Origin of the sequence: Pseudomonas cichorii, assembly GCF_018343775.1 — a bacterium.
Lineage (GTDB): Bacteria > Pseudomonadota > Gammaproteobacteria > Pseudomonadales > Pseudomonadaceae > Aquipseudomonas > Aquipseudomonas cichorii.
The window spans coordinates 4,197,855-4,218,957 of sequence record NZ_CP074349.1; the positions used below are offsets into that span (position 1 = coordinate 4,197,855).

Consider the following 21,103-nt stretch of genomic DNA (forward strand, 5'->3'; position numbering starts at 1 on the left):
TGCCACGCGACATCGGGTGACCAACCAAGCCAGCCGGTGGCCACCGCATAAAGCCGGTCAACGTAGCTCCCCGCCTCTACGGCGCTGACTCCGTCGCCATTTCCTTTCCCGGTTCACCCCCGCGTGGGTTGTACAGGGCGGCCAGGTATTCGTTGAGCAATGGAGTAAGCTCCGTCACGCCCTTCTGCCAGACCGCCTCGGGCAGGCCATCGGTCTGCTTTTCGGTCAGGTTGGCACCCGCCGCGATGATGAATGCCGCGCCATCGACGCTTACCGCATGCAACGCACTGGCAGCGCCGCGCAACCCACCGAAGCGGGCCTCGATAGCACGAACAGCCGCCAGGGTTGGGCGCAGGTGATAGATGACACCATCAATTTCAATATCGATATTTCCATGCAGCGTCTTGCTCATGTGTCACCCAGTCAGGCCGCAGGGCCAGCTTCGATTTCGAGAATGTCGGAGTTGATGCCGATGGTGATGTTGCGGCGCACGACGTTGTCAGCAGCGCCTGGCGCAACCGTGTTGTTCATGATTTTGCCGTTGAAGTAGAAGGTGGTAGGCAGCACTGCCGGCTGGGCCGTGGGGTCGCCATCGTTGAGGGTAACCTTGATGTTGTAGTTACCCTTGGAGCGGTCTTTGTGCGCCGTCTTGACGGCCTTTTGACCGGCGTCGCCATTGTCCAGGCCGACAGTCAGCGTCATGTCACCCGCATCAGCAGTGCCCTTGTATTTGCGCACTCGGCCATCACTGAGCGAAGTGAAGGTCACCGAGCTGAAGGTATCGCCAAACTCGCCCAGGTCTTCGATCTCGCCGACCTGTATATAGGTGTCTGCCGCGTATTCGGCTTCGGTCGCAGCGACCATCTTTGTGCCGAGCGAGAATCGGCAGCCGGCTGCGGTATTCAGGTTGTCATCAGCCATGGGTAATCCTCCAAAGGCATTGGATAAAGCTGCCAGGCGGCAGAAGTTAGTGAGTGGTAATGATGCGAACGGTGACAGAGCCTTGGTAGGTAACCCCGTCAGCGTCGCGCTGGGCATCGAACTGCTCGATTCGGACTGAAACTGCGCGCCCCACCGTCAGCGGCAAGGGGCGCTCATCCAGAGCGGCAACAATCTCTCCGATGACTCGCTTGACCTCGGCCTGGCCATGGGCGTCAGACCAGACCGACAAGTAGATCAGGCGCTGCTCGCGCTTCCTGCCAGCAATCGGCGAAATGTTGGTTGAGATTTCCCGGTCAATCGAGACATATGGCATGTCCGCATTCATCGGCGCGCCATCGTAAACAGGGCATGAAACCTCGGCCCCGAGCCGTTCAAATAACGCCTCTTGCAACGCAACGGAGGGGTCAGGCATCTGTTGCTCCTGCGCTGGCTTTATCCAGGGTTCTGGCAACAGCGGCGCGAATGTTGGCCAAGACAAATTCCCGATTTACATCTTTCGCCGGGCGCAGCCATGGGTGAGCAGGACGAGCAGGAATATCAGGGTACTTGCCGAAAAAGTTTGTGCCGTCCGACTTGTTCTTCGTGTCGCGGGCCCGCAACGAATTGCGACGACCTGACAGCTTCGACTTGTCCCGGTTGTTTGTGTGCTGACCACCGACAGCATCCCGGTCATCGCGGCGATAAATCGATCCGCTGTAGCCCTTTGTGCCGTACTCAAGAAAGCGCAGGTAGAAGAAGCGCTTCGTGTCACGCTTGCCACGAATACCGATCTCGGCATTAAGGCCGCTCTTCGTCACAAAGATCTTCAAGGCGTTTCGTGCAGCGCCCGTATCCTTGGGAATCAGTTGTTGCATGGTGGACAATATCCGCTCGGCGCTTTCCTTCATCACCACCGCAAGCTCGTTATCCATCGTCTTGTGGATGTTGCGCAGGGTTCGACGCAACTTGAAGTCACCGGACATACGAGATCGACGAGCAGCCATGACCTACTCCTTGGCCAGATCGGCTTTTCCAGGCTTCGAGGGGGCAGCCACAGCCTCGACCACTTCCTCGGCATAGCCACGACTGATGAGGCCTTCGCCGTAGTCCTTGGCGACGGTGAAGACTTCACCCTTCTCGCGATCACCGGACGCGCCGGACAATGGGCCAAGTGCACGAATTTTCATGATTCACCTCATGGGTTTGGAACGCTGGAGCACAACAGCCGCAGCATGTCCCGTTCGTTGTTGAGTAGCGTGGCCTCCACCCGGTAGGTGGTGCCGGTCCTTTTTTCGGTCACCCGCCAACCTGCAGCGATGTCTGCACGCGGGCGGATGCGGATCTCGGCAGTGACCGTGGCCTTCAGTTGCTCGGCCACCGGCGCTACCCGACCTGTCGGCAGTGTGATATCCGCCCAGACCTCGCCGACCGGCGACCAGACCTCATCGAATCCGCCCGACTTGTTCTGCACGCGCTCCGGCTTGGCCAGGATGCAGCGGTGTCGCATAGATCCTGCTCTCATCAGAAGCGCTTCCTGTACCAGAGCAGGCGGTCAACAGCGAGAGGCACGGCAGTGAGTCCCCCGACGGCGACCGCCTCGCGGTTTGCATACCAGTGCCCAACCAGCAGCAGGACGGCTTGCTTGACGTCACCGGTCAATCCCATCTGCTCGGGCTCGACAGGATCTGTCTCGACCAGCTTCCGGTCGCAATGCTGCTCGACGTGCGCCATGGCCGCCTCGATGTAGCCCGCGATCAAAGCGTCTTCCTCATCGCCATCGACACGCAGGTGCACCTTCACGGTGGCCAGATCGATCATTTACTTGACCCCTGCAGCGGCCTTATCGGCCTCAGCCTTTTCAGCCGCTTCCTTTTCCGCAGCGTCCTTTTCGGCCAGAGCCTTATCCGCAGCCTCTTTCTCGGCAGCAGCCTTTTCGGCGGCGGCCTTATCTTCCTTCGGAGCCGCTGGCTTGCTCTCCTTGGCAAGCGGCATACGCGGCTTTCCATTTGCGCCGACTTCGACTGCCAAGCCCTTGCCGATCAGCGTGTGGGCATACTCATCGTCCACATCATCAAAGATTGCGCCAGCCTTGACCTTGTCCGATTCAGAGCCCAGCAGCTTGGAGTTGCCAACAAAGCCCCACAGGATCTTGATTTTCATGATGCCTCCAGAAATGAAGAGGCCGACAATATGCCGGCCTTCAGTGGGGTTGCTTACGCTGCAGACGGGAATCGACCCTTCACCAGCGCCTCTTTACGGCGCACGCCAAGACCCAGGCGCTCTTCAACAAGCAGCGCTCGCTCGTTGCGAATGAACTGGTCGTTGATCAGGCCCATCTTGAACAGGAAAGTGAGGCGGTCAAACAGAGTGGTGGAGCGAGCGAAGTTTGCAACCAGGAACTCACCACCCGTATCCGCATCACCCTCGTCCATGCTGTCCGAGGTGATCACAGGGCGACCCCAGAGGATCGGCGTAACCAGGCCCTGCAGGTTTGCGAACAGGTAGCGGTTCTCGCCATCCTTCTGCAGCTCGATGTTCATCCAGTCGAGTTCGGTCATGACCGTGCCATCAGCGGACATCTTCGACTGTTTGCGCACCTGGTAGATGGCGCGACGCACCAGATCGATGGCGGTGTCACCGGCCTTGCTCAAGTTGGTGTCGTAAACGGTTGCCTGGGTCATCAGGCCATTCAGGTTCTCGCCGGTGCCGTCGCCTTTGAGGATCTGTGCCTCCTCTTCCAGCTTCAGGTCGTAACGCAGCAGTTGCTGAAGGTAGGCGAACATCTGGGGCACATCGTCCAGCGCTTCGTCGGTCACCGGCATCCAGACGGCGAGCTTCTTCACGCGATCAGTGACACGCTCGAAGGTGACGTTACTGGTCGGCTTCAGGCCGCCCTCGGCCACCGGCGCAGCCCCCTTGGTGTGCAGCAGCTCACGGAAGTAGGTGTACTCCTGAGCAGACACGGGGATCACGTTCAGCAGATCACGGATGCGCAGCTCCTGACGAATGCCTGGCTGAATGACAGGGTCATAGACAGGGGCCACAACGCCAGCGCTGGTGACCTTCATTTCCTTCATGCTGGCCAGGTCGGACTTGGTCACTTCCATATGAGCCAGCGAAGCGTTCTTCTGATTCAGGGCCTTGTAGCTGTCATCGCCCTTGATCATGTCGATGAAGCTCTTGCCCTCGCCTGGCTGGCCACGCAACTTGACGCCCTTCTGCTCCAGATCCACGACCTGGTCGATGACCTTTTGCAGCTCGCCCTTCTGATCCTCGATCTGCTTCTTCAGATCACCGGTTACCTTGTTGCCCTTTTCGACTTCATCCATGGCTGCGTCGTACTTCTTCTGCAGGCCATCGAAACCGTCCTTCAGTTGCTGCTCCAGGGCGTCTTTTACTTCTTTCACTTCGCTCATTGCGATGCTCCAAAATGGTGGGTGAACAGGTTAGAAATTTCTTTCAGCTCATCCACGATCACCGTGGCCTCACTGCCGCCATCACGGCGTAGTGCGGAGTAGCCGAGCGAAGCGACTGCTGCCGCTTCCTTCTGAGAAAGCCCGATGCGCTCGCGCAAGGCGTTCTCGAAAAGACGAATGTCAGATTTGACGGTAAGGACTTGCGCCTCAGGGTTCATGCCGAACGGGACGAAAGAGGCCTCCCACAGTTCGGCCTCCTTGATAATCCGAACTCGACGTCCGGCGCGCTCTTCAAAATCCGCCTTGATGGTGTTGAATCCGATCGACATGCTGTCCAGAATTTCGGACTTCATGAGTTCGTATGCATCTCGGGCATAGCTGACCGCAAGGTTGACTTTGCCCTTGAGCAACAGCCCGTGATCATCCGACGTGTAATCGGCTGCGCCTACCAGTCGGGTCAGGTCGTGATAAAGGGCCAGCTTCAGCTTGCCACCGCGAGTGGTTTTTACGCGGGTGAACGCACCAGGCAGGATGACGTCGTCGCCCAAGTCAACGTTGTTGAAAACCGCCGCGTAACCCTCGAAGTTGCCAGCCTCGTCCACCGCCTTCAGTTCAAAAGGCACTTCAAGCTTGGACATTTTTTTCCATCTCCCACCGGGTAACCCTGTTGTATTCGTCGCCTTCCAGAGGAGGCAGGTTTTCTTTTGAGCGGACTTCGTTGATGGTCATCCAGCCAGAACCACCTGAACCACCGAGGGCGGCACCAAGGTAGGTCGCTCGCCCGGCGCTATCGGCACGCAGCAAGCCCTCGACAACGAATTCCACGAAGCGCCCGGTACTGCCAAACAGCTTGCTGTTGAGCTCGTCTTCGATGGTGTCGATGTAGGGTTTGAGACCGAAGGTGATGAACCCGATCAGTTGCTGCTCCAGGTTGGAACCCATGATCGATGTCTTGCCCGCGCGGTTGGCCAGCCAGAGCGGCACGCCGTAGATGCCCGCCATCGCCTCTTCTTGAAACTGCTGCGACTCGATGAACTGGGCATCCTTCTGAGTGATGCCTGCCGGGACGATCTTGGGGTTTCCCTGGAGAATGGCCATCTTGCCGATGTCATCTGCATCGGCCTTGCGAACGTCGGGGAACTTCTCCATCACCTGAGCCTGCTGGGCCTTTGTGAGGAACTGCTCGTAGATGACGTAACCGCCGGTGAAACCGCCTTTACGCATGAACCGCGCCGACCATTGCTGCCCAGCCTTGGCGAGCCCCATGGTTTCAGCCTGATGATCAAGGGGTGATAGCCCGACAACCCCATCCAAGCTGAAGAGCTTGAAGTGCAGCATGTTCTCTGGCGATACCGGAAAGGGGTCGCCCTCGTTGGGCGTGACCATGTAGATCAGCTCATCGTCGGTGTCGATCTTCACCGTCCTGCCGTCAAGCGGGACAAGGCCGATCACGTCCCCCTGGCCGTTCCGCTCGATCAGTGCGAAAGCATTACCCCGAAGGGCCATGTTCACGACCACGAACTTGAGGAAGTTCAGCATCGTCATGTAGGGGTTTGGCTTGCGCAGCAGCTTAAGCATCCGGTCGCTGCCATTGATCATCTGCCGGCCGCCTTGTTTGTCCTCGTACAGCTTCAGCGGCAGACCACTCAGAGACTCCGAGAGGATCTTGACGCAGGACCAAACCATGCTGATGGAAAGGGCCGTCTTGACCGTGACCCGCACCCCCGCCTTGGTCCGCTTGCCGCCGACCTCAAGATCCACCTCCACATAGTCGCCCGTAGCCGGATCTGTGTAGCCAAGGAATCCCCATGACATGGGGTTGTACCATTTGAATGCCATGGTCAGCCTACTAATCCGAAGAACCCGTTTTCCAGGTAGTCACCCATGCCGCCCTGCGCCTCTGGGTTCAGGGCAATGAGCGTCACAGCGTTGAACAGGGCCATCAGCGGGTCGATCTTTGCCGAACCGCTGGCCTGCTTGGTAATGAGGATTGCGTTGCCGCGCGGCTCGACCCTGGCGTTGCCGCAGCACCAGGCCATCATTGGCTGGCCGCCATGCCACAGCCCGCCTTCGGCCAGCTTGCGCTCGGCAGTCTTGATCGCGCCGCCGAGGGTATAGCCCTGCTTCACTCCGCCGATCTTTTCTCTTGGGATGCCTCTGGCCTCCAGGGCGTCGAGAATCGCGCCGATACCCACAGGGTCGAGCCCCACCTGGTCGAGCAGACCAGCCTCCTCTACTTGGGCGACCAACTCGGCGATTTGGTCCACGTCGTCGCCGATGCGCTCGACCAAGGTCAGGTGACCATCCTTGGCGAAGTCACGGATGCGCGGGGCCTCAGCCTTGCGCCGCTCCAGCACCGAAGGGTGAGCCCAAGCATGCGTCCAGGTAAGCCACCGGCGGCTATCGCGCTCGCGCCCCACTGCAGCAAAGCCGAGTAAGTCATCGAGGCCGCCGCCGTCAATGCCGATGTCGATCACCTCGCAACGCTCGAGCAGATCCTCCAGCGTCAGGCAATCCGCAGAAGCCTGGCGCTCCCAGTAGTCGGCACCAGCCCAGCGATCCGACAGCAAAGCAAGACCGATCTCGACGTTCAGATGCTTGGCCAGGAAACCGCGGAACGACTCTTCACCATCGATCTGGGCCTGGGCATAACCCCGCTCGATGAACAGCTCATCCACCGACAACCCTAGATTGGGGTTGGTGATGTAGGCGTTGGAGAAGTCGCGGTGAGCACCGGCATCAAGCATTGCCTTGGGAAACTCGTAAAGCACAGGCAGGAAAGATCGATCGACAATCTCGCCGCTTCGCACCTTGCGGGCGTACATCAGCTTCTGGCGGAACACACCGGCTGGTGGCGCATCAGACTGGGTGGTAGCCCAGATGATGAATCCCTCGGGGCGTGACGCCAGGCCGCCAGTCGCCTCCCTCAGCATCGCCTCGGCGTTGGCTCGCTTGCCGAACACCCATAGCTCATCTACGAAGACCCCAATGGCCTTCTTGCCCGACACCGTTTCACTGTCAGCGGCCACCACCTTCAAGGTGGCATTGGTTTGGTGATGGGTGACGGTGCGGATGTGATCCTGCACCTTGAGCAGGGCCGAAAGCTCGTCATCGGCCCGTACCATGTCGCGGATCGGGATGTACGAGTTGTCAGCGATCTCCTTGGTCGGAGCCAAGATGATGAACTCGCCCGACGGACGCCAGTTGAGGATCAGCGCTGTGAGCATTATCCCGGCGGCGATCGTCGACTTCCCGTTCTTCTTGCTGATCAGCAGCATAAACTCGCTGACCAGTCGCCGCCCCTCGTCTGGGTCATACGCGCCGAATATGGCTGCCACGAATTGGTTGACCCAGTCGCGTACCGTCTCGGACATCAGCGGGCTGCCAGTGGCATCGACCATCCGGAGCGCCCCGAACACTTCCAGCGCCTCCTCGGCCTCAGTCGGGAACAGCGGCTCGAAGGGGATAAGGCTTTGACGCGCGACGATGCGCTGCTCCCAGTCGGGGCATGCGGTTGACCACTCCATCATTTCACCGATCGCAGAGGGCCCCGGCGGGCACCGAACTTACCAGACGCCGCCTCGGCAGCCTTATCCTTGGCCTGTTCCTTCTTCCCGCTCTCCCCTTTGCGAGGGTGCACGAAGGGCATCAGGGCCTTAGCGGCGTCGACACGTAACTTTGGCTCAGTGCCCAGGTCGTTCATGACGGCCAAAAGGAAATCTTTTGGGTCGCGATGCCCGAGCGCCTGAGCCAAGTCGAAGCCTGGCGACTCCACATCACCGGCACCAGCGGAAGGCGCTTCAGGCCGTGACTCGGCTTTAACACCTTTAACACTTTTAACAGTGCTGCCCAGGGCTTCCAGCTTATGCAGCTCGGCAATGACATCAGGGTCTTTTGCCAGACGAGAACCGGCTGCCGAGGCCGTTTTCTCTGGGCATCCAGCCTCAATAGCCGCATCTCGATTGGACGCACCTCTCCTCACGGCGTCGATGAACGCGCGCTTTCGAGGTGTTAAAGCCATTTAACAAAAATCCTGTGGGGGAAAAAAATCTGTACGTGGGATCGAAGGCGGTCTAGCTAGATGAGAATTACTATATTTTAGCCTCCCCCCACCCTTTGCAGCACGTCACCGGCGTGCCTGTCGGCCTCGGCCCGGACTCAACGCCGGTTTCCCGACGTCAGCCAGCAAGGCCTGCTGCTTCCTCTGCCTGCTTCACCGAGTCATGGCAGGGTTTGCACAGCGACTGCCAGTTGTCCTGACTCCAGAACAGATCCTGATCACCTCGATGCGGGATCTTGTGGTCAACCACGCTGGCAGCAACGGTCAGCCCTTGTCGCTCGCAATACACGCAGACCGGATGATCGAGAAGGTAGCGCTCACGCGCCTTTTGCCACTTGTAGCCATACCCACGCTGCGAGCTGGTCATGCCGCTTCGCCAACTGCCGGGCGTAACGACATTCACCCTTGAGGTGGATGACTCTTTGATCCTGGAACCGAGCGTCTTTAGCCTGGGCATCGTTACCTCGACTGACTGCGCTTTATCTGAGCGTCCACTTGGTCAGCGCACGTGTCGAGCAGGTTGACCGCTCGATCCTTGAGCGCCCAAAGATCACCGTTCACAACAACGTCTTCATCGCTTTCGCTGATGCGCTCACAGGGCACAAGCTCAGGGGGCTCCAGCCTTACCGCTGTTGTCTTTACTGGCACTGGCGGGCTTGCCGCGCAGGCCGTCAGGCAAAGGCTGATCAGCCCACTTACGAACAGCCGGACTCTTACGCTTGAGGTCTTCAAAGTCTTTCCTTGCCTTGAGGGCTTTCTGTTCGCTGGCCTTGAGCCGCCTGCTCAGATCTGCTTGATAGTCAGCATTGCGCTTGGCCTCGGCTCGCAGTGTTGTGATCGTGGCCTGGCTTTCAGCGTTGGCCGCCATGGCCTTCTGCGTGTTCTCAGTCTCGACCGCGAGACTGCCTTGCAGAGTGACGACCCGCACCTGCTGGACAGCTATCAACAAGGCCATGACGATCGTGATGATCACAGCAACAGCAATGATCCGCATGACCGTGCCCGCTTTTGCTACTGACTCAATGCTCATACCGAATCTGCCTTGCGATTGATGATCCGGAGCATCAGCTCGCGGATAGCCGCTACACCCAGAAAGCCGATAGCACCACCAGCGGCCACGGAAAGACTTGCAGGCCATTCCAACCACTCAATGATGGTCGAGGCCACCAGGCTCAAGCAGCCACAGATCAGAGACTCAAGGATGATCCGCCAAGGCTTGGTTTCCCTGGCGTCGTACAGCACGCGCAAGAACGAGATGACTGCGGCCATGATTACGCCCTGCCATAACGGATCAGAGAGAGCCAGGTAGAAACGGGCCCAGGTGTCTGGTTTATCAGGCATATGAGCACCCGGCTTACGAGGATTGTTGAATAAAAGGGACCGATCGGAGTCGGCCAAAGGAGCATTTAGGCGCGGCGATACAGCAGGCCGCCAGGGCGAAGCTCTTCACGGAGAATCTTGCGAACCACATCAGCTACCGACTCGGCATCAGTTGCAACCTGATCTGCACTTGCGTGGCCCTGAGGGCCTATGCCGCAGACGATGTGGCGCCCATTGAGCAAAGCAGTTTTGACCGACCAACCCTGCACAAGCTCCGATTTGGAGCCCATGTCGCACTCAACCTCAGCGTCGCGGATCAAAGTTACACCGCCAACGACGATGAATAGTGATGGGGCAGGAGTCTGAGGCTCGGTCTTGGGAGACAGCGCTTTATCCAAATCCCCGATGCGTACAGGCCCCTGTGGGCCACAGTGGAATTCAACAAAATCTTTGCCGAATTTAACCTTATATCCGGAGACGCCCGGCACGTAGACGCTGCTCTGCATTGTTGAACTCCAGATACGAAAAAGCCCCAGCAAATGCCAGGGCTCGAAATAAGGGTGCAGAGGGCCGGTGCTTACCCCGGCTTACTGGGCTGGATCGCTGGGTCACATACCCCAGCCTCTCATCGCGTAGTCGATCAGGGAGCGCACGGCTTTGATCAACGCCACTACCGACTTAGCGCATCTGCCTGCGCACGTCATCTGCATAAAACAAAAAACCCAGCACTTGGCTGGGTTTGATCCCGCGCCGCCTTTGCAGAGGTTGATCGGTACGGGCTTGAATTATTAACCAATCACGAGGGCGGTCGCCACAGAGTGATTACAGCCGCTACCAGTGGCTCCAGGTTCAAACCGGATTGCCCACCACAGGGAGCCACCTTCCAGAAACAAAAAGCCCAGCTCGGTGGCTGAGCTCTTCGTCAGGGATTGTGCTAGGAGCTCAAATCATCCATATCGGACTCAACGAGTTCCAGTTGTCCCGCACTCTTGTATCCGAATTTTAGAACGCCAATTTGTGCATCGCGAAGCCCTAGGAGCAAGAGCGACAAAGAACTCTTCTCCACACCAACGTGAAATCGAAGCGCATCGAGTTTTCGCCGCTGCTCTGGCTGGTTGAAGAACTGCGCCAGATCGTGGGCACAGCGTTCGTCGGCGGCCTTAAAATACCAGCATGACTCGCCCTCTACATCCACATACCATCCCAACGGGGTTTCTTCGGCTTCGTACCGCTTGAGGAAATGTACGTGGAAATATCCAGCTTGGTCTTCATCCTGTGCGCGCGCCAGCACAACCACCGGCACCGTCCCTCTAGCAACGGCAGAAAGTTTTTCCTGAAGCCTCAACCGGATTTCTTCGGTCTGCTCGGCCGTAAGAGAGCCACAAAGGGGGAGACCTTTTGTTACCCCCTCCAGTTCGCCCCCTTCAAGCATCCATGTTAGAGCTTCAAACAGCGTCTGAACTTCATCAGCAATTCCGTGATTCATCTATAGGCACTCGATCCATTGAGCCTAAAGAATGATTTGTCACAAACCAAAATGCAAAACCCCAGCGCGATGGCTGGGGTTTCTGTCTGGGTGTCGCGCTGAATGCGTTGAACACCGTGCCATGAAAACAGGTGTTTATCCGGCCTGAAAGAACTTTTTACGCTGCCGCGCAAATATCTCCCAAAGCACCATCAACCCATGACACTCCCTGGCGAATCACCTCTCGGGCAGATCGCTCCGACATTTTGTGAGCCTCACCAATCCGGACCATCGTCCACTTAGCCCCGAAGTACCACCAGACGAAATCCCCCATCTGCTGATTGCGCTTGATCAGCCTCGCGATAACTGCATCCACCAGCATTGCCCTCTCATCGGTAATCACATAAGTCATGGCGCTCGACTCAGGGCAGCACTGGTTTATCAGCGCCGAAAGTGGTGAGACGTAGCGCGGCACACCCATGCCAGACATCCGCCAGGAGCCCCATTGCTCCAACAGGTATTCGGTATCACCCAACGGCTTGTCTGTGTACGTTCGCTTTTTCATGCCGCTTTCCTCGGGCCTGGTTTATTCATGCCGAAGAGCTCTTTCAGCAGTTTGGTGGCTATGGTGCTCTTGGCGTTGCCCTCGGTTATCCATGCCTTGGCGAACGCTTCAAAACCTACATTCGCTCGGGATTCGTGCCAGTCGGCGACGATATCCATCAAGGCGGCTGAAGCCATGCGGCCGTTGTTGACCTCAAGCAATTGCCGGTTACCGATCTTGAGGAATTTGCACTCAATCGCAGTCAGACTTTTGCGCGGCAGTGCCGCCGTGACGTTACTCATGGGATTCTCCTGGCTGGGAATTCTGGTTTGGCATCCTCCCTTGGGATGGATGCGAAAAATGGCTGGAAGCTTTGATTTCAGAGGGCTGCACGGCATCAGCGCCGATTTCCTGTCTCGCATATGTCCCACCGTGCAGATTCTGGAATCCGTGCAGGTCAAGGTGCTCATGCCAGCGCTGCAAGGCCTGACGTTTGAGGCCTTCGGCAGTGGTGTGGATGTAGGTCGCGTCCAAGTCCTTCATGGCGTGGTTCAACAGCATCTCGCCCACCATGTAATCGACGCCCAGATCAGCCCAGGCCGTGCGGGCCACCTTGCGCAGATCATGGCTCGACCACTCACCACGCCCCAGCGAACGGAACAAGGTGCTGGCCTGTGTGGCGCTCACGGCAACCCCGGCGCGGCCAGGGAAAACGTATGGCCCGGTGTAGCCGGTCGCCCGCTGCAAAGTCCGGTACCGCTCGATCAACGCTTGCACCTGCCCAGTGATAGGCAGGATGTGCTCGGCCTTGGTCTTGGTATCCGGCGCAGGAATGAACCACTGTCGTGTGCCCAGGTTGATGTTTTTCCAGCGGGCCAGCCGTGTCTCGCCCAGCCGTGTCCCGTGGCAGAGCATCATCAGGGCCAGCATGCATTCCAGCGGAGCGCGGTCGAAGCGCTCGTCCAAGTCCACCAGCAAGCCTGGAAGGTCATCGCCGCGCAACCGCGCTGACTTGGGCCTGATCCGGGTCTGCACAAAGTCGGTGTACTTGAGGCTGGCCATAGGGTTGACGCTCAACAGCGCCAGCCGGGAGGCCTGGCGGAAGGCGACGGCGAGCACGCCATAGACCGACCGCACGAATGACAGCGCGTATTGCTCCTGCAGGGGCCACATCAGCAACCGATCCAGAGTTTCACGATTGAGCTGGGTCAGCGCCACCGCTTGCAGTCGGGGCACCAAGTGGCAGCGCAGGGCCGATTGCGCACTGGCCTTGCGTTTCTCGGACAACCCACGATCCCGGCTCATGCGCTCGGTGTACCAGGTCAACACGTCCCCTACGCTTTTCCAGGCCGTTGTCGTTGAAGGGGCATCCGGGTCGGCAGATCGGCGCGCGAGGATGGCAGGCAGCGTGGCCTGCATCAGCTTGGCATTGATGCCAGGGTAATTGCCGGCCTTGCCCCACTTGCCACGGACAACGACATGCCACGCCCCTTTGCGCCGATCTGCCGTGGAGTAGCGGAAATGCAGCTCTGGATGGCGTGCATCGCGCAGTGCCCGCACATGCAGGCGCTCGGCGTGCCGGCGGATCTCGGCATCGCTCATGATGACGGTCAGGGTCTTCACCAGGTCGCTCATGCTGCTGGCCCCCCCTTCCCATACTGGCGATGTGCAGCCCGAATTTGCTTTGCCTTCACATCAGTCATCGGACCCGCTCCCATCGGTCAATTCTTTTACTTTGACGCTATGCGCAAGCTTCAGCCCACTGAGATGGCGGCGCTCTGCACGAAGCTCGCGCAAGCGTTTGGCTTGTGCATCACGACGGCTTTTCTGCAGGTCTGACCTGAGCTTCTGCCAGCGGACACGGTTGGCTTCGGTGGGCTGCACGACAGTGCCGGTCAGAAGCCCAGCAATGGCTTGGCCGTCTTGGCAGATTGGCGCTATGCGAAGGTCAGCCAGGTACTGCTGGCCCGCTTCTTGGGTGATCAACTTCGAGCGGACGGCTGATTCAATAGCGGCTATCCGGCGACCAGCATCGAACCCAAGGGACACGCTCCAACTCACAGGGCGGGCTTCGGCGCGGGCCTGGGCAACTAAGCGCTCGTAGGCACTCAGGAACGCCATGCGCGCACCCACCTTGTCCCGGCCAGCCAGAATCGGCTGCGCGGCGGTCATGGCCTGACGGATCTCGGCGGTCATCACCACGGTGTCGCTCTCATCGCCAGCGGCCAGCGCGATTGACCACGCCTCATCCTTGCCCGGACGGCCATCTGCGGCGTGGACGCGCTGCATGATTGCTCCGGTTGTCAGCTTGCCTGTCAACTCCAGGCGACAGGATTTCAGGGCAGTAGCCACGACATTGGCCGGGAAGCCAGACAGGTCATCAGCCATCAGCTCAGCGGCGTCAGCACTCAGGGTGTGGCCCAGTGATTCGGCAGTCGCGCAGATTGCCAAGGCCAGTCGGGCGACCTGCTCAGGGCCCATACGGTCAGAGGAATTCATTAGCCTGCCCCCCTGCCCGTTGCCGGATGCGGTCAGCCGCTTCCTGTCCTGCGCTCAGGTTTGCCTGCTTGCGCTCCATCTGCTGGGCGGTTGTTGTGGTCATCTGGCGGTTGGTAGCCCATTGCGTGTGATAAGCCTCAGCCTTGGCCAGCAGGTCGCCAATGCCATGGCAGCCACGGATCAGGCCCGAGTCGTTGATTCCCACGAAGTACGCAGCGACGTGATGGGCTACGTCGATCCCCAAGCGGTCGATCAGTTGGCCAAGCTGTCCGCCAACCTTCGCGTTCCAGACCGGCCACGCTTGGTACCGCTTGCGGTAGGCCATTGCGTAGTTCGCCCAGGCCTTGAAGGTTTTGCAGGACCGATCCTTGGGGCCGGGCATATCCGATGGGATTTCACAGCGCGGTTGCTGAGAAGCGAATTGCACCACCTGCCCCGCCGCGACCGTGGCGCAAGCCTGGGTCGCAATAGGTTCAATGACTGGTTCATTGACTGATTCAGAAGAGTGACTGGTTCTGGGTGCAGCTCCTGCACTACCCCCTAGTGAATCTCCTGCACTAGGGGGTGAATCTGCTGCACTACCCTGGTGAATATCCTTCACTACCCCTGGTGCAGGAGGTGCACCACCATCCAGGGTCAAGTAATAGACGTTGGACGAGTTTCCTTTTGGTCCGCCCTTACGGATTTCTTTGCGAAGCAGGCCTGAAGCACAAAGAGATGCGATGTGACTCATTACGGAGCGCTTACTGATTTCACACTGGTCAGCGATGTGCTGATAAGACGGCCAGCACTCCCCCATATCATTGGCGTTGTCGGCCAGCTTGATCAGCACCAGCTTGCGCAATGGATTGCCAACCTTGGTTTCCAGGGCCTTGACCATCAAATTCATGCTCACAGGTCAAATCTCCAACTCATTGCATACACACCAGACGAAGTCGTCATAGGGTTCAAGCATGGTCACACCCCTGTCTTCCAGCGCCAGCCGACCAGTCTTGGCGAGCGAGTAAATCTCCCAACGCTCGCGCTCCGGCAGATGTCGGAAGTTGGCATAGCTTGGCCAGGGTCCGGCCACGATTGAGGCTCCAGCGGGCTGCTGGGGCGTATGGGGGGGGGTAGACGGTCTGCTCATTGCAGCGTCTCCCCGCAAGCGGTGGTGCGCCTGACCGCTACCGGCATCGGTGCTTTCACTGTGTCACCAGTGGCGGACATCAGCGCACGCACCGCAGTCTCAAGCCGGCGCTTTGCGCTACCCTTCGCACGCCTGGCCTTCTGCAATTGCTCGTAGGTCTGGCTGGTGAAGTTGATGACTGGCGCATAAGCAGGGTCGTCAGGGTTGATTCGGCGAAAGTTCGGCTCAGGCTCTCCGTGCGCACGGAAAAACTGCTGATACTCGTTGTTGAGCAACTGCCGTACATCCCGGACGAGTGCCTGAGCGTGGTACCAGTCAACACTCAGGGCTGCCACGCGCTCAACAAGCTGCTGATGGGTTGGTTTCTTGCTCATGCGAGCCTCGGCTTGATCTTGAACCGTCCTTGGGGGATTTCCGGGTGGGTGGCGCGCTCACTGGTCTCGTAGGTGCATTCGCTCACGAACCGGTCAAAGCGCTGGGTGATGGCCGGTTTGGGCCATATAGCGAAGGGCTGCCCACCATCATCTGCGTGCTTGCTGCGTACCATCGCGAATGGAAGTGGCGCGCCAGTCACCTCGCGCATAACGGCGTTGATCACCCAAGGCGGCAAGCCGTGACGCCGGTTGATCCGGTCGCGAATGTTGGTGATGGTCTCGAATCCACTGGGCACGGAATCCATGTAGCGGATCTGCTCCAGTCGTGCGGTTCGGCTTTCGACCCGCGCCAGCGCCTGTTGCTGCTCGGCCTGCTGGCGTTCGATCTGCACCAGTTGGTTGGCGCTGGCTGCAATAAGCTCGGCCGGGGTCATCGGGCGATAGGCTTTCTCTTCCAGTTCCTGCCAGCGGTCCACCAAGGCAGCGGTGAACTCGGGCGAGAGCTGAGCTACGACGATGAAGCTGTCTCGCTTGTTGACCAGATATTCCTGAACAACGACGCCGTTACCGGACTTAGGGCCACCCTGCATTGCAGGTTGGGAAATCACGCCTCTGGCCACAAGCCGGTCAATCGCGATCTTCACATTGTCGTGGCGGGAGCCGACCAGATCGGCGATTTCTTGGGATGACATAGTTGGGGCGTTGTTGGTGATCAGATTCATTGATCGCCCTCCTTTTCCGCGCCACGATTTGCGAGGTCGGCGTTTTGTGGCGCGGCCAGTTCAGTCAGGCGGGCCTCAAGCCTTTCCTCTGCGCACTCAGCATTGGAGCCCATGCTTTCGCAGGTGGAATAGCCAAGGTCCAACAGGCGACGACATAGAGAATGCTCGGCACAATGCGGCTTGGCAGACTCAAACAAGGCGCACATCTGCTGCAGAACAGCTCGGGTTACCGAAAGCTCAGAGAGAGCATCTTCGGCTATCAATTGGTGAGGGGATTTGCTCATGCCGCACCTCCCTTTTCTGTTGCCGCCTCAGCACCTGCCTGGCTTGCGTAAACCAAAGCCAGAGCCGATTCGGCGGCGTAGAAAGCAAGGGTTGCCTGCTGGGATACGGCACTGACGTTCATCAAGTCTTTCAGGGCTTCAACCACTGACTCAAGGCGATCTGTCGCAGCGTTGAGCGCTTCTACAACAGAAACATCACCAGCAACAGTGAACAGGAATTGCTCACCACGCACGCAATACGGGAGTTCAACAGTACGGATATGGGCTTTCATTGGCTGGCCCCCACTTCGGGACTGCCCTGCAGATCAGCAGCCTGATGTTCGAGATGGATGTAGAGTTCTTCGGCGATATGCTCGGCAGCCAACAGCAGTCCGTGCTGGTCTCTCACACTCAACGGCGCGCCACCGGGCATGTCGATGAAATCAATGTTTTCGCGGAGTACCCGTGTGAGGGCAAACAAAGCCAGCCCTGCATGATGCAGGCGGGTTGCTTCTTTTGATGACAGGCTCATTGGTTGGCCTCCTGCTGGCGCAGAGTGTCTGTCGCGGAGCGAGCCAGAGCCCGTACGGTCTGACTCAGGAATGCGAGAGCCTTGATTTCGCCGAGGTAAAGGGTTTCGCCTAAATTCACCGCATTGTGTTGGCGCATCAGCAACTGCGTCAGGCCTTCGGCCAGGTCAGAAGCAGTTTCAACTGCTTGAGCCACGTCGCCTCCCTCCTCTACGATAAAAAGCTGACTGGTGTGCTCCATGAGCGGATCGCCAAAGGAAGTTCTGGCCAGAGTTGGTTGTTGCGTTACTTCTGCCGCGGTGCTATTTTTTGAGTGCATGAAATCGTCCTCTAGAACGAAAATTCAAGAAGGTCCCTTGCAGGGGACTAGTTAAGAAACCCGCTTGCAGGCGGGTTTTTTATTGCCTGGAAGAAAGTCAGCCAGACAACAAAAACTGATAAACGCAGATCCTCATCCGAGAGCCTGCGAGATACTGGATGGATGATCAGCCCTACTAAGGGGCTGTGCGATGGGCGCTATGACAGACACAATTGAGTCAAGGTCAAGGCGACTTTTGCTCTCGCCGCCGGAAGGAAAGCCTCTCAGCTCAACTGCCTCAAACGCTCCGCAAGGCTTTTTCTGGACAAAAATATGTCGACCTGACCTTGCGGCTTTACTAATGGCGGCCTGAGTTGCGCCCAGAGCTTTGGCGGCCTCGGATTGGCCGTGCGTCGACACAAACTCAGCCAACGGTACTGGAGACATTTGATCACCTGAATCTGGCTATTACGCAAAAATATAACCATCAGTATATATCATGTCAATACTAAAGGTTTTTTGAATTACATAACCATTAGTTTAGGATGAGCCTATGGCCAAAAAACGCACCCTCACCCCTGAGCAAGACGCAGAATGCGAGCACCTGAAGAGCATCTATAAGGTTCGGGCCAAGACTGCCGGAATAAATCAGATGGATGTCGCCGATGAACTGGGGATTACTCAAGCTGCCGTATCCCACTACCTGAACGGAGTGAACCCGCTCAATGCGCGGGTAGCTGCAGTTTTTGCCAAGCTTCTTGGTATGCCGGTACGGTCGTTCAGCCCGAGACTGGCTGACGAAATCGAAGCGACAACCGAGGCGGCCCGACTCGGCCAAGCCGGGCTTGAGCCGGAAAGCAATGTTCGCCCCACACCTCAACCCAACCTCATGTACCGCTACCCAGTAATCAGTTGGGTAGCTGCCGGTGCCTGGGCTGAAGCCGTGGAACCCTTCCCGCCAGGCTTTTCTGACCGCTACGAGCTGTCCGAGTACGAAGCCAAGGGCCCGGCGTTCTGGCTTGAAGTGAAAGGCGACTCGATGACCTCCCCTGCAGGCCAAAGTATTACTGAAGGAACGCTGATCCTGGTCGATACAGAGGTTGACGCATTCCATGGCAAGTTGGTGATCGCGAAGCTAGGCAACAGCAATGAGGCCACGTTCAAGAAGCTGGTCGAGGATGGCGGACGGAAATTTCTGAAGCCTCTGAACCCAGCGTATCCAACCGAGATGTGCACTGAGGACTGTCGAATCGTAGGCGTTGTGGTGCGCGCGTTGATGAAGCTATAGTCAATCCGACAGGTTGATGCGGTGGGGGGGATATGACAGAACGGGCATTTTTTAGATTCAAGGCTCGCTCATGAGAACTCTTTTGAAGGTTTTTCCACTAATACTCAAGAAAAAATGCAACCTGCATGGAGCTTGAGTCCTGTCAATCTTGAACTTATCCACAGGTTTTTGTACAAATATAGTGAAAGCGCTAAGTGAGCGCGGAACAGGGAGGATGAAAGAATGATGAATTCTATGACAATGCATCAGGATGAATGCAAGGCGCCCGAGCTGGGTACGCTGCAGCCTTAGAAGACAGGCGTAACCTGCTGCGGCTCTCTCAGCCTTTCAGCAGGTAAAAAACGTAAAATGTGTGGAGCCAGCGATGAATATCCGTAAGAAAGACGAGCACGATGACCTTTAGCTAGGTCATTCCACCATCATCTAGAAAGGAGGCAGAGGCCTCCTTTCTGGCATCTGCAATTAGGACAGCAAAACCATATGGAAGCACCTGCACAGGCATGTGATCTGATCTGCCGTTTTTTCTCGGCGGCAGCGATAAACAATATAATTCTCTTCTGCGGCGTTGTTGCCACCGTCATGGCCATAAGAAGCGCCAAGGTCGCTACCGTTGAAACGATCTCTCATACGAGGGAAATCGCCAAGCAGACGGAAACCGCACTTTTTATGTTCAACTCAAGATCGGATCGAAATCTGACAGATGGATACCAGACGATCCGCTCAATCCACAGCTCAGATTCTGACAACATCGTAAGCTATGCTACGAACGATGAAAAACGAAAGTCTCCAGAGGCTGAAAAGATCCGTTACGCTCTGAACTTTTGGGAGAGGGTGGCCGTGTGCGTTAGCCATGGCATTTATTGCGAGAAAATCATCAAAGACAGCATGTATACAACGGTCACTGATGTGTTTCAGCGTGCCCAGCCATACATCAACGCTGTAAGAGAGCAGAAGCACTCGCAAACTCCTTACCAAGATTTTGAGACGATGGCTCGGCGGTGGCTCGCAGAACCTCTCAAGAGTAAACACTCCTAGATTAATCAAGCCCGGCTCAACACCGGGCTTTCCCTCGCCACCTAGAACACATCTTTCGCCAGCCCCTCCCGCAGCCCTAAAACGCTACATTTCCTCAAGCATCACCTGCCGCAAAATCGCTGACCTCACCAGGCTAACAGATTTCAAAACGCCACCCTTGCCATTCGTCCGCCCTCTAAATACTGTACATAAATACAGAAATCGCTAGGGATACGACATGCGAACCAGCCCATCCTTCTCCACCACACCCCCTCACACCTATGAGCGGATCGGTCATCGCCTACGCGATCTGGTGTCTGCCCCAAAGGCTCAGCGCCTGCAGTGCGTCACTGTCCGACGCCTGAAAGAGGAAGATCCAGCCGACTGGCGCAGGGTGATCAATGAGATTGCTGGCACCGCCGGGGTCAAGGTGGAGGACCTGGGTAACGAGGCGTACCGGATAGCCTGGAGCGACTACTGCGACTATTGAGCGAAAAAATAAAATATTTTATAACCATTAGTATTGCATAAAAAATATAACTGATAGTATATTTTAGTCATTCACAGGCCAGGCAGGCACCCCACCATGACAATCACTATCGGTAGCTGGACAGGAATCACCAACGGACCGCTTGCGCCACGCGAGCTTGAAGGTGTCTTGCATTGCGCCAACAGCCTCACAGTAAAGGAGGCTGCGAGGCTGATGAATATCAGTCCGGACACCCTCAAGAAACGACTCGAGTCGGCGCGACTCAAGCTCAGCGCGCCCAGTATCCGTGCGCTGGTGCTGGAAGCCTTCAAGCGCCAGATCATCTCCCCCGCTGCCGCCCTCGCCATCCTGCTGGCCGCCCACGGTGCGCTTGCTGATGATCCCATGGCCAGAGTTCGTCGTGGCAGTAGCGAGAAGAAGATCGAATACCGAGTAGCTGCCCGGCGAGCCGAAACAGCACTGACGGCATAACCCAACCCTGAAATTTGCGAAAGCCAACAATCGCGGCAGGCCCTCGGCCGGCCTGAAGAAAGGAGAAACACATGCTCATCCTCACCCGAAAGCTCGGCGAAACCCTGTGCATTGGTGAAGACATCACCGTAACCGTGATAGGCGTCCATGGTATGCAGGTGCGCATCGGCATCAGCGCACCGAAGGATGTGCCGGTTGATCGCGAAGAGATCGCCATCCGCAAGGCTGGTGGCGCACACAAGCCTGTTGTTGCGCCGACGACTGACGAACCTCTGTACGCCAACCGCACTGAACAGGAG

36 protein-coding genes and 1 pseudogene are annotated in these 21,103 nt (G+C 57.7%); 5 read left to right on the forward strand and 32 right to left on the reverse strand.

Translation table 11 applies throughout. The annotated features are described in order from the left end of the window. Positions 1 to 76: 76 nt before the first annotated feature. The 32 genes from KGD89_RS17555 to KGD89_RS17710 all read right to left on the reverse strand — a co-directional run bounded on the left by KGD89_RS17555 (position 77) and on the right by KGD89_RS17710 (position 17,988). Entirely contained in the window at positions 77 to 412 is a 336-nt protein-coding gene (locus KGD89_RS17555; RefSeq protein ID WP_025261076.1) for a hypothetical protein, read from the reverse strand. An 11-nt stretch (positions 413 to 423) separates the two neighbouring features. Then, positions 424 to 921, reverse strand: a complete 498-nt coding sequence (locus KGD89_RS17560) for a hypothetical protein (protein WP_025261077.1) — start codon at positions 919 to 921, stop codon at positions 424 to 426. A 46-nt stretch (positions 922 to 967) separates the two neighbouring features. Continuing rightward, positions 968 to 1,354: a DUF3168 domain-containing protein gene (locus KGD89_RS17565; RefSeq protein ID WP_025261078.1), complete on the reverse strand. Its 387-nt coding sequence runs from the start codon at positions 1,352 to 1,354 to the stop codon at positions 968 to 970. Next, positions 1,347 to 1,925, reverse strand: a complete 579-nt coding sequence (locus tag KGD89_RS17570) for an HK97-gp10 family putative phage morphogenesis protein (protein ID WP_025261079.1) — start codon at positions 1,923 to 1,925, stop codon at positions 1,347 to 1,349. The genes KGD89_RS17565 and KGD89_RS17570 overlap by 8 nt, the downstream gene beginning before the upstream one ends. 3 nt (positions 1,926 to 1,928) lie before the next feature. Further along, complete coding sequence (locus KGD89_RS17575; protein WP_025261080.1) at positions 1,929 to 2,108, reverse strand: hypothetical protein; 180 nt, start codon at positions 2,106 to 2,108, stop codon at positions 1,929 to 1,931. A gap of 8 nt (positions 2,109 to 2,116) precedes the next feature. Then, on the reverse strand, positions 2,117 to 2,443 hold the full coding sequence (locus KGD89_RS17580; protein WP_025261081.1) for a phage head closure protein: 327 nt from the start codon (positions 2,441 to 2,443) through the stop codon (positions 2,117 to 2,119). Beyond that, positions 2,443 to 2,739, reverse strand: coding sequence for a head-tail connector protein (locus KGD89_RS17585; RefSeq protein WP_025261082.1), 297 nt, complete (start codon positions 2,737 to 2,739; stop codon positions 2,443 to 2,445). The genes KGD89_RS17580 and KGD89_RS17585 overlap by 1 nt, the downstream gene beginning before the upstream one ends. Then, on the reverse strand, positions 2,740 to 3,081 hold the full coding sequence (locus KGD89_RS17590) for a hypothetical protein (RefSeq protein WP_025261083.1): 342 nt from the start codon (positions 3,079 to 3,081) through the stop codon (positions 2,740 to 2,742). A gap of 53 nt (positions 3,082 to 3,134) precedes the next feature. Continuing rightward, a complete protein-coding gene (locus tag KGD89_RS17595) occupies positions 3,135 to 4,337 on the reverse strand; it encodes a phage major capsid protein (protein WP_025261084.1) in 1,203 nt (400 codons plus the stop codon). Continuing rightward, a complete protein-coding gene (locus KGD89_RS17600) occupies positions 4,334 to 4,975 on the reverse strand; it encodes an HK97 family phage prohead protease (RefSeq protein WP_025261085.1) in 642 nt (213 codons plus the stop codon). The genes KGD89_RS17595 and KGD89_RS17600 overlap by 4 nt, the downstream gene beginning before the upstream one ends. Beyond that, on the reverse strand, positions 4,962 to 6,176 hold the full coding sequence (locus tag KGD89_RS17605; protein ID WP_025261086.1) for a phage portal protein: 1,215 nt from the start codon (positions 6,174 to 6,176) through the stop codon (positions 4,962 to 4,964). The genes KGD89_RS17600 and KGD89_RS17605 overlap by 14 nt, the downstream gene beginning before the upstream one ends. Before the next feature lie 2 nt (positions 6,177 to 6,178). Next, complete coding sequence (locus KGD89_RS17610; protein WP_038399958.1) at positions 6,179 to 7,867, reverse strand: terminase large subunit; 1,689 nt, start codon at positions 7,865 to 7,867, stop codon at positions 6,179 to 6,181. Beyond that, a complete protein-coding gene (locus KGD89_RS17615; RefSeq protein ID WP_025261088.1) occupies positions 7,864 to 8,358 on the reverse strand; it encodes a terminase small subunit in 495 nt (164 codons plus the stop codon). The genes KGD89_RS17610 and KGD89_RS17615 overlap by 4 nt, the downstream gene beginning before the upstream one ends. A gap of 157 nt (positions 8,359 to 8,515) precedes the next feature. Then, a complete protein-coding gene (locus tag KGD89_RS17620; protein ID WP_025261089.1) occupies positions 8,516 to 8,854 on the reverse strand; it encodes an HNH endonuclease in 339 nt (112 codons plus the stop codon). A gap of 2 nt (positions 8,855 to 8,856) precedes the next feature. Then, entirely contained in the window at positions 8,857 to 9,045 is a 189-nt protein-coding gene (locus tag KGD89_RS17625; protein WP_038399960.1) for a hypothetical protein, read from the reverse strand. Next, entirely contained in the window at positions 9,005 to 9,391 is a 387-nt protein-coding gene (locus KGD89_RS17630) for a hypothetical protein (protein ID WP_025261090.1), read from the reverse strand. The genes KGD89_RS17625 and KGD89_RS17630 overlap by 41 nt, the downstream gene beginning before the upstream one ends. A 32-nt stretch (positions 9,392 to 9,423) precedes the next feature. After that, a complete protein-coding gene (locus tag KGD89_RS17635; RefSeq protein ID WP_025261091.1) occupies positions 9,424 to 9,738 on the reverse strand; it encodes a phage holin, lambda family in 315 nt (104 codons plus the stop codon). A gap of 65 nt (positions 9,739 to 9,803) precedes the next feature. After that, positions 9,804 to 10,223: a hypothetical protein gene (locus KGD89_RS17640; protein WP_025261092.1), complete on the reverse strand. Its 420-nt coding sequence runs from the start codon at positions 10,221 to 10,223 to the stop codon at positions 9,804 to 9,806. A gap of 428 nt (positions 10,224 to 10,651) precedes the next feature. Next, positions 10,652 to 11,203 (reverse strand): hypothetical protein, encoded by a 552-nt coding sequence (locus tag KGD89_RS17645; protein WP_025261093.1) that lies wholly within the window; start codon positions 11,201 to 11,203, stop codon positions 10,652 to 10,654. Positions 11,204 to 11,360: 157 nt separating this feature from the next. Continuing rightward, the gene (locus tag KGD89_RS17650) at positions 11,361 to 11,747 is read right to left on the reverse strand and encodes an antiterminator Q family protein (protein WP_025261094.1); all 387 of its coding nucleotides are present in this window, start codon (positions 11,745 to 11,747) and stop codon (positions 11,361 to 11,363) included. Beyond that, on the reverse strand, positions 11,744 to 12,028 hold the full coding sequence (locus tag KGD89_RS17655; protein ID WP_025261095.1) for a hypothetical protein: 285 nt from the start codon (positions 12,026 to 12,028) through the stop codon (positions 11,744 to 11,746). The genes KGD89_RS17650 and KGD89_RS17655 overlap by 4 nt, the downstream gene beginning before the upstream one ends. Then, a complete protein-coding gene (locus KGD89_RS17660; protein WP_025261096.1) occupies positions 12,021 to 13,361 on the reverse strand; it encodes a tyrosine-type recombinase/integrase in 1,341 nt (446 codons plus the stop codon). Before KGD89_RS17660 ends, KGD89_RS17655 begins: the two co-directional genes overlap by 8 nt. Positions 13,362 to 13,421: 60 nt before the next feature. Next, positions 13,422 to 14,225 (reverse strand): hypothetical protein, encoded by an 804-nt coding sequence (locus KGD89_RS17665; RefSeq protein ID WP_236250072.1) that lies wholly within the window; start codon positions 14,223 to 14,225, stop codon positions 13,422 to 13,424. Next, positions 14,212 to 15,120, reverse strand: a complete 909-nt coding sequence (locus KGD89_RS17670; RefSeq protein WP_025261098.1) for a helix-turn-helix domain-containing protein — start codon at positions 15,118 to 15,120, stop codon at positions 14,212 to 14,214. Before KGD89_RS17670 ends, KGD89_RS17665 begins: the two co-directional genes overlap by 14 nt. 3 nt (positions 15,121 to 15,123) lie before the next feature. Then, the gene (locus tag KGD89_RS17675; protein WP_025261099.1) at positions 15,124 to 15,354 is read right to left on the reverse strand and encodes a hypothetical protein; all 231 of its coding nucleotides are present in this window, start codon (positions 15,352 to 15,354) and stop codon (positions 15,124 to 15,126) included. Then, positions 15,351 to 15,728 carry a hypothetical protein gene (locus KGD89_RS17680; protein WP_025261100.1) on the reverse strand — a complete coding sequence of 126 codons (378 nt, stop codon included), beginning with the start codon at positions 15,726 to 15,728 and terminating at the stop codon, positions 15,351 to 15,353. Before KGD89_RS17680 ends, KGD89_RS17675 begins: the two co-directional genes overlap by 4 nt. Then, on the reverse strand, positions 15,725 to 16,450 hold the full coding sequence (locus KGD89_RS17685; RefSeq protein ID WP_025261101.1) for a Rha family transcriptional regulator: 726 nt from the start codon (positions 16,448 to 16,450) through the stop codon (positions 15,725 to 15,727). The genes KGD89_RS17680 and KGD89_RS17685 overlap by 4 nt, the downstream gene beginning before the upstream one ends. Further along, positions 16,447 to 16,734 (reverse strand): hypothetical protein, encoded by a 288-nt coding sequence (locus KGD89_RS17690; RefSeq protein WP_025261102.1) that lies wholly within the window; start codon positions 16,732 to 16,734, stop codon positions 16,447 to 16,449. The genes KGD89_RS17685 and KGD89_RS17690 overlap by 4 nt, the downstream gene beginning before the upstream one ends. Further along, entirely contained in the window at positions 16,731 to 17,006 is a 276-nt protein-coding gene (locus tag KGD89_RS17695; RefSeq protein ID WP_025261103.1) for a hypothetical protein, read from the reverse strand. The genes KGD89_RS17690 and KGD89_RS17695 overlap by 4 nt, the downstream gene beginning before the upstream one ends. Beyond that, positions 17,003 to 17,245 carry a hypothetical protein gene (locus tag KGD89_RS17700; RefSeq protein ID WP_025261104.1) on the reverse strand — a complete coding sequence of 81 codons (243 nt, stop codon included), beginning with the start codon at positions 17,243 to 17,245 and terminating at the stop codon, positions 17,003 to 17,005. Before KGD89_RS17700 ends, KGD89_RS17695 begins: the two co-directional genes overlap by 4 nt. After that, positions 17,242 to 17,562, reverse strand: coding sequence for a type II toxin-antitoxin system VapC family toxin (locus KGD89_RS17705; protein WP_143008675.1), 321 nt, complete (start codon positions 17,560 to 17,562; stop codon positions 17,242 to 17,244). The genes KGD89_RS17700 and KGD89_RS17705 overlap by 4 nt, the downstream gene beginning before the upstream one ends. A 132-nt stretch (positions 17,563 to 17,694) precedes the next feature. Next, the gene (locus KGD89_RS17710; protein WP_074568817.1) at positions 17,695 to 17,988 is read right to left on the reverse strand and encodes a Cro/CI family transcriptional regulator; all 294 of its coding nucleotides are present in this window, start codon (positions 17,986 to 17,988) and stop codon (positions 17,695 to 17,697) included. Between the two features lie 106 nt (positions 17,989 to 18,094). Here KGD89_RS17710 and KGD89_RS17715 point away from each other — a divergent pair, with 106 nt between their 5' ends. The 5 genes and pseudogenes from KGD89_RS17715 to csrA all read left to right on the forward strand — a co-directional run. Next, positions 18,095 to 18,829 carry a LexA family protein gene (locus KGD89_RS17715; RefSeq protein ID WP_025261106.1) on the forward strand — a complete coding sequence of 245 codons (735 nt, stop codon included), beginning with the start codon at positions 18,095 to 18,097 and terminating at the stop codon, positions 18,827 to 18,829. 480 nt (positions 18,830 to 19,309) lie between these two features. Next, on the forward strand, positions 19,310 to 19,864 hold the full coding sequence (locus KGD89_RS17720) for a DUF4760 domain-containing protein (RefSeq protein ID WP_025261107.1): 555 nt from the start codon (positions 19,310 to 19,312) through the stop codon (positions 19,862 to 19,864). A 217-nt stretch (positions 19,865 to 20,081) separates the two neighbouring features. Beyond that, positions 20,082 to 20,333: a DUF1654 domain-containing protein gene (locus KGD89_RS17725; protein ID WP_025261108.1), complete on the forward strand. Its 252-nt coding sequence runs from the start codon at positions 20,082 to 20,084 to the stop codon at positions 20,331 to 20,333. A 96-nt stretch (positions 20,334 to 20,429) separates the two neighbouring features. Next, positions 20,430 to 20,804, forward strand: coding sequence for a helix-turn-helix domain-containing protein (locus tag KGD89_RS17730; protein ID WP_025261109.1), 375 nt, complete (start codon positions 20,430 to 20,432; stop codon positions 20,802 to 20,804). Between the two features lie 71 nt (positions 20,805 to 20,875). After that, positions 20,876 to 21,049 (forward strand): annotated as a pseudogene (csrA, locus tag KGD89_RS26055) (carbon storage regulator CsrA); the annotation flags it as partial. Between the last annotated feature and the right edge of the window lie 54 nt (positions 21,050 to 21,103).

Coding starts and splice junctions, on each gene's coding strand:
- KGD89_RS17605 (WP_025261086.1), bottom strand. CDS start 6,176: ATGGCATTCAAATGGTACAACCCCATGTCATGGGGATTCCTTGGCTAC.
- KGD89_RS17620 (WP_025261089.1), bottom strand. CDS start 8,854: ATGCCCAGGCTAAAGACGCTCGGTTCCAGGATCAAAGAGTCATCCACC.
- KGD89_RS17695 (WP_025261103.1), bottom strand. CDS start 17,006: ATGAAAGCCCATATCCGTACTGTTGAACTCCCGTATTGCGTGCGTGGT.
- KGD89_RS17680 (WP_025261100.1), bottom strand. CDS start 15,728: ATGAGCAAGAAACCAACCCATCAGCAGCTTGTTGAGCGCGTGGCAGCC.
- KGD89_RS17675 (WP_025261099.1), bottom strand. CDS start 15,354: ATGAGCAGACCGTCTACCCCCCCCCATACGCCCCAGCAGCCCGCTGGA.
- KGD89_RS17565 (WP_025261078.1), bottom strand. CDS start 1,354: ATGCCTGACCCCTCCGTTGCGTTGCAAGAGGCGTTATTTGAACGGCTC.
- KGD89_RS17555 (WP_025261076.1), bottom strand. CDS start 412: ATGAGCAAGACGCTGCATGGAAATATCGATATTGAAATTGATGGTGTC.
- KGD89_RS17655 (WP_025261095.1), bottom strand. CDS start 12,028: ATGAGTAACGTCACGGCGGCACTGCCGCGCAAAAGTCTGACTGCGATT.
- KGD89_RS17575 (WP_025261080.1), bottom strand. CDS start 2,108: ATGAAAATTCGTGCACTTGGCCCATTGTCCGGCGCGTCCGGTGATCGC.
- KGD89_RS17595 (WP_025261084.1), bottom strand. CDS start 4,337: ATGAGCGAAGTGAAAGAAGTAAAAGACGCCCTGGAGCAGCAACTGAAG.
- KGD89_RS17725 (WP_025261108.1), top strand. CDS start 20,082: ATGCGAACCAGCCCATCCTTCTCCACCACACCCCCTCACACCTATGAG.
- KGD89_RS17570 (WP_025261079.1), bottom strand. CDS start 1,925: ATGGCTGCTCGTCGATCTCGTATGTCCGGTGACTTCAAGTTGCGTCGA.
- KGD89_RS17720 (WP_025261107.1), top strand. CDS start 19,310: ATGGAAGCACCTGCACAGGCATGTGATCTGATCTGCCGTTTTTTCTCG.
- KGD89_RS17665 (WP_236250072.1), bottom strand. CDS start 14,225: ATGAATTCCTCTGACCGTATGGGCCCTGAGCAGGTCGCCCGACTGGCC.
- KGD89_RS17590 (WP_025261083.1), bottom strand. CDS start 3,081: ATGAAAATCAAGATCCTGTGGGGCTTTGTTGGCAACTCCAAGCTGCTG.
- KGD89_RS17705 (WP_143008675.1), bottom strand. CDS start 17,562: ATGCACTCAAAAAATAGCACCGCGGCAGAAGTAACGCAACAACCAACT.
- KGD89_RS17560 (WP_025261077.1), bottom strand. CDS start 921: ATGGCTGATGACAACCTGAATACCGCAGCCGGCTGCCGATTCTCGCTC.
- KGD89_RS17600 (WP_025261085.1), bottom strand. CDS start 4,975: ATGTCCAAGCTTGAAGTGCCTTTTGAACTGAAGGCGGTGGACGAGGCT.
- KGD89_RS17640 (WP_025261092.1), bottom strand. CDS start 10,223: ATGCAGAGCAGCGTCTACGTGCCGGGCGTCTCCGGATATAAGGTTAAA.
- KGD89_RS17715 (WP_025261106.1), top strand. CDS start 18,095: ATGGCCAAAAAACGCACCCTCACCCCTGAGCAAGACGCAGAATGCGAG.
- KGD89_RS17630 (WP_025261090.1), bottom strand. CDS start 9,391: ATGCGGATCATTGCTGTTGCTGTGATCATCACGATCGTCATGGCCTTG.
- KGD89_RS17615 (WP_025261088.1), bottom strand. CDS start 8,358: ATGGCTTTAACACCTCGAAAGCGCGCGTTCATCGACGCCGTGAGGAGA.
- KGD89_RS17730 (WP_025261109.1), top strand. CDS start 20,430: ATGACAATCACTATCGGTAGCTGGACAGGAATCACCAACGGACCGCTT.
- KGD89_RS17690 (WP_025261102.1), bottom strand. CDS start 16,734: ATGAGCAAATCCCCTCACCAATTGATAGCCGAAGATGCTCTCTCTGAG.
- KGD89_RS17710 (WP_074568817.1), bottom strand. CDS start 17,988: ATGTCTCCAGTACCGTTGGCTGAGTTTGTGTCGACGCACGGCCAATCC.
- KGD89_RS17645 (WP_025261093.1), bottom strand. CDS start 11,203: ATGAATCACGGAATTGCTGATGAAGTTCAGACGCTGTTTGAAGCTCTA.
- KGD89_RS17685 (WP_025261101.1), bottom strand. CDS start 16,450: ATGAATCTGATCACCAACAACGCCCCAACTATGTCATCCCAAGAAATC.
- KGD89_RS17635 (WP_025261091.1), bottom strand. CDS start 9,738: ATGCCTGATAAACCAGACACCTGGGCCCGTTTCTACCTGGCTCTCTCT.
- KGD89_RS17700 (WP_025261104.1), bottom strand. CDS start 17,245: ATGAGCCTGTCATCAAAAGAAGCAACCCGCCTGCATCATGCAGGGCTG.
- KGD89_RS17580 (WP_025261081.1), bottom strand. CDS start 2,443: ATGAGAGCAGGATCTATGCGACACCGCTGCATCCTGGCCAAGCCGGAG.
- KGD89_RS17650 (WP_025261094.1), bottom strand. CDS start 11,747: ATGAAAAAGCGAACGTACACAGACAAGCCGTTGGGTGATACCGAATAC.
- KGD89_RS17610 (WP_038399958.1), bottom strand. CDS start 7,867: ATGATGGAGTGGTCAACCGCATGCCCCGACTGGGAGCAGCGCATCGTC.
- KGD89_RS17585 (WP_025261082.1), bottom strand. CDS start 2,739: ATGATCGATCTGGCCACCGTGAAGGTGCACCTGCGTGTCGATGGCGAT.
- KGD89_RS17660 (WP_025261096.1), bottom strand. CDS start 13,361: ATGAGCGACCTGGTGAAGACCCTGACCGTCATCATGAGCGATGCCGAG.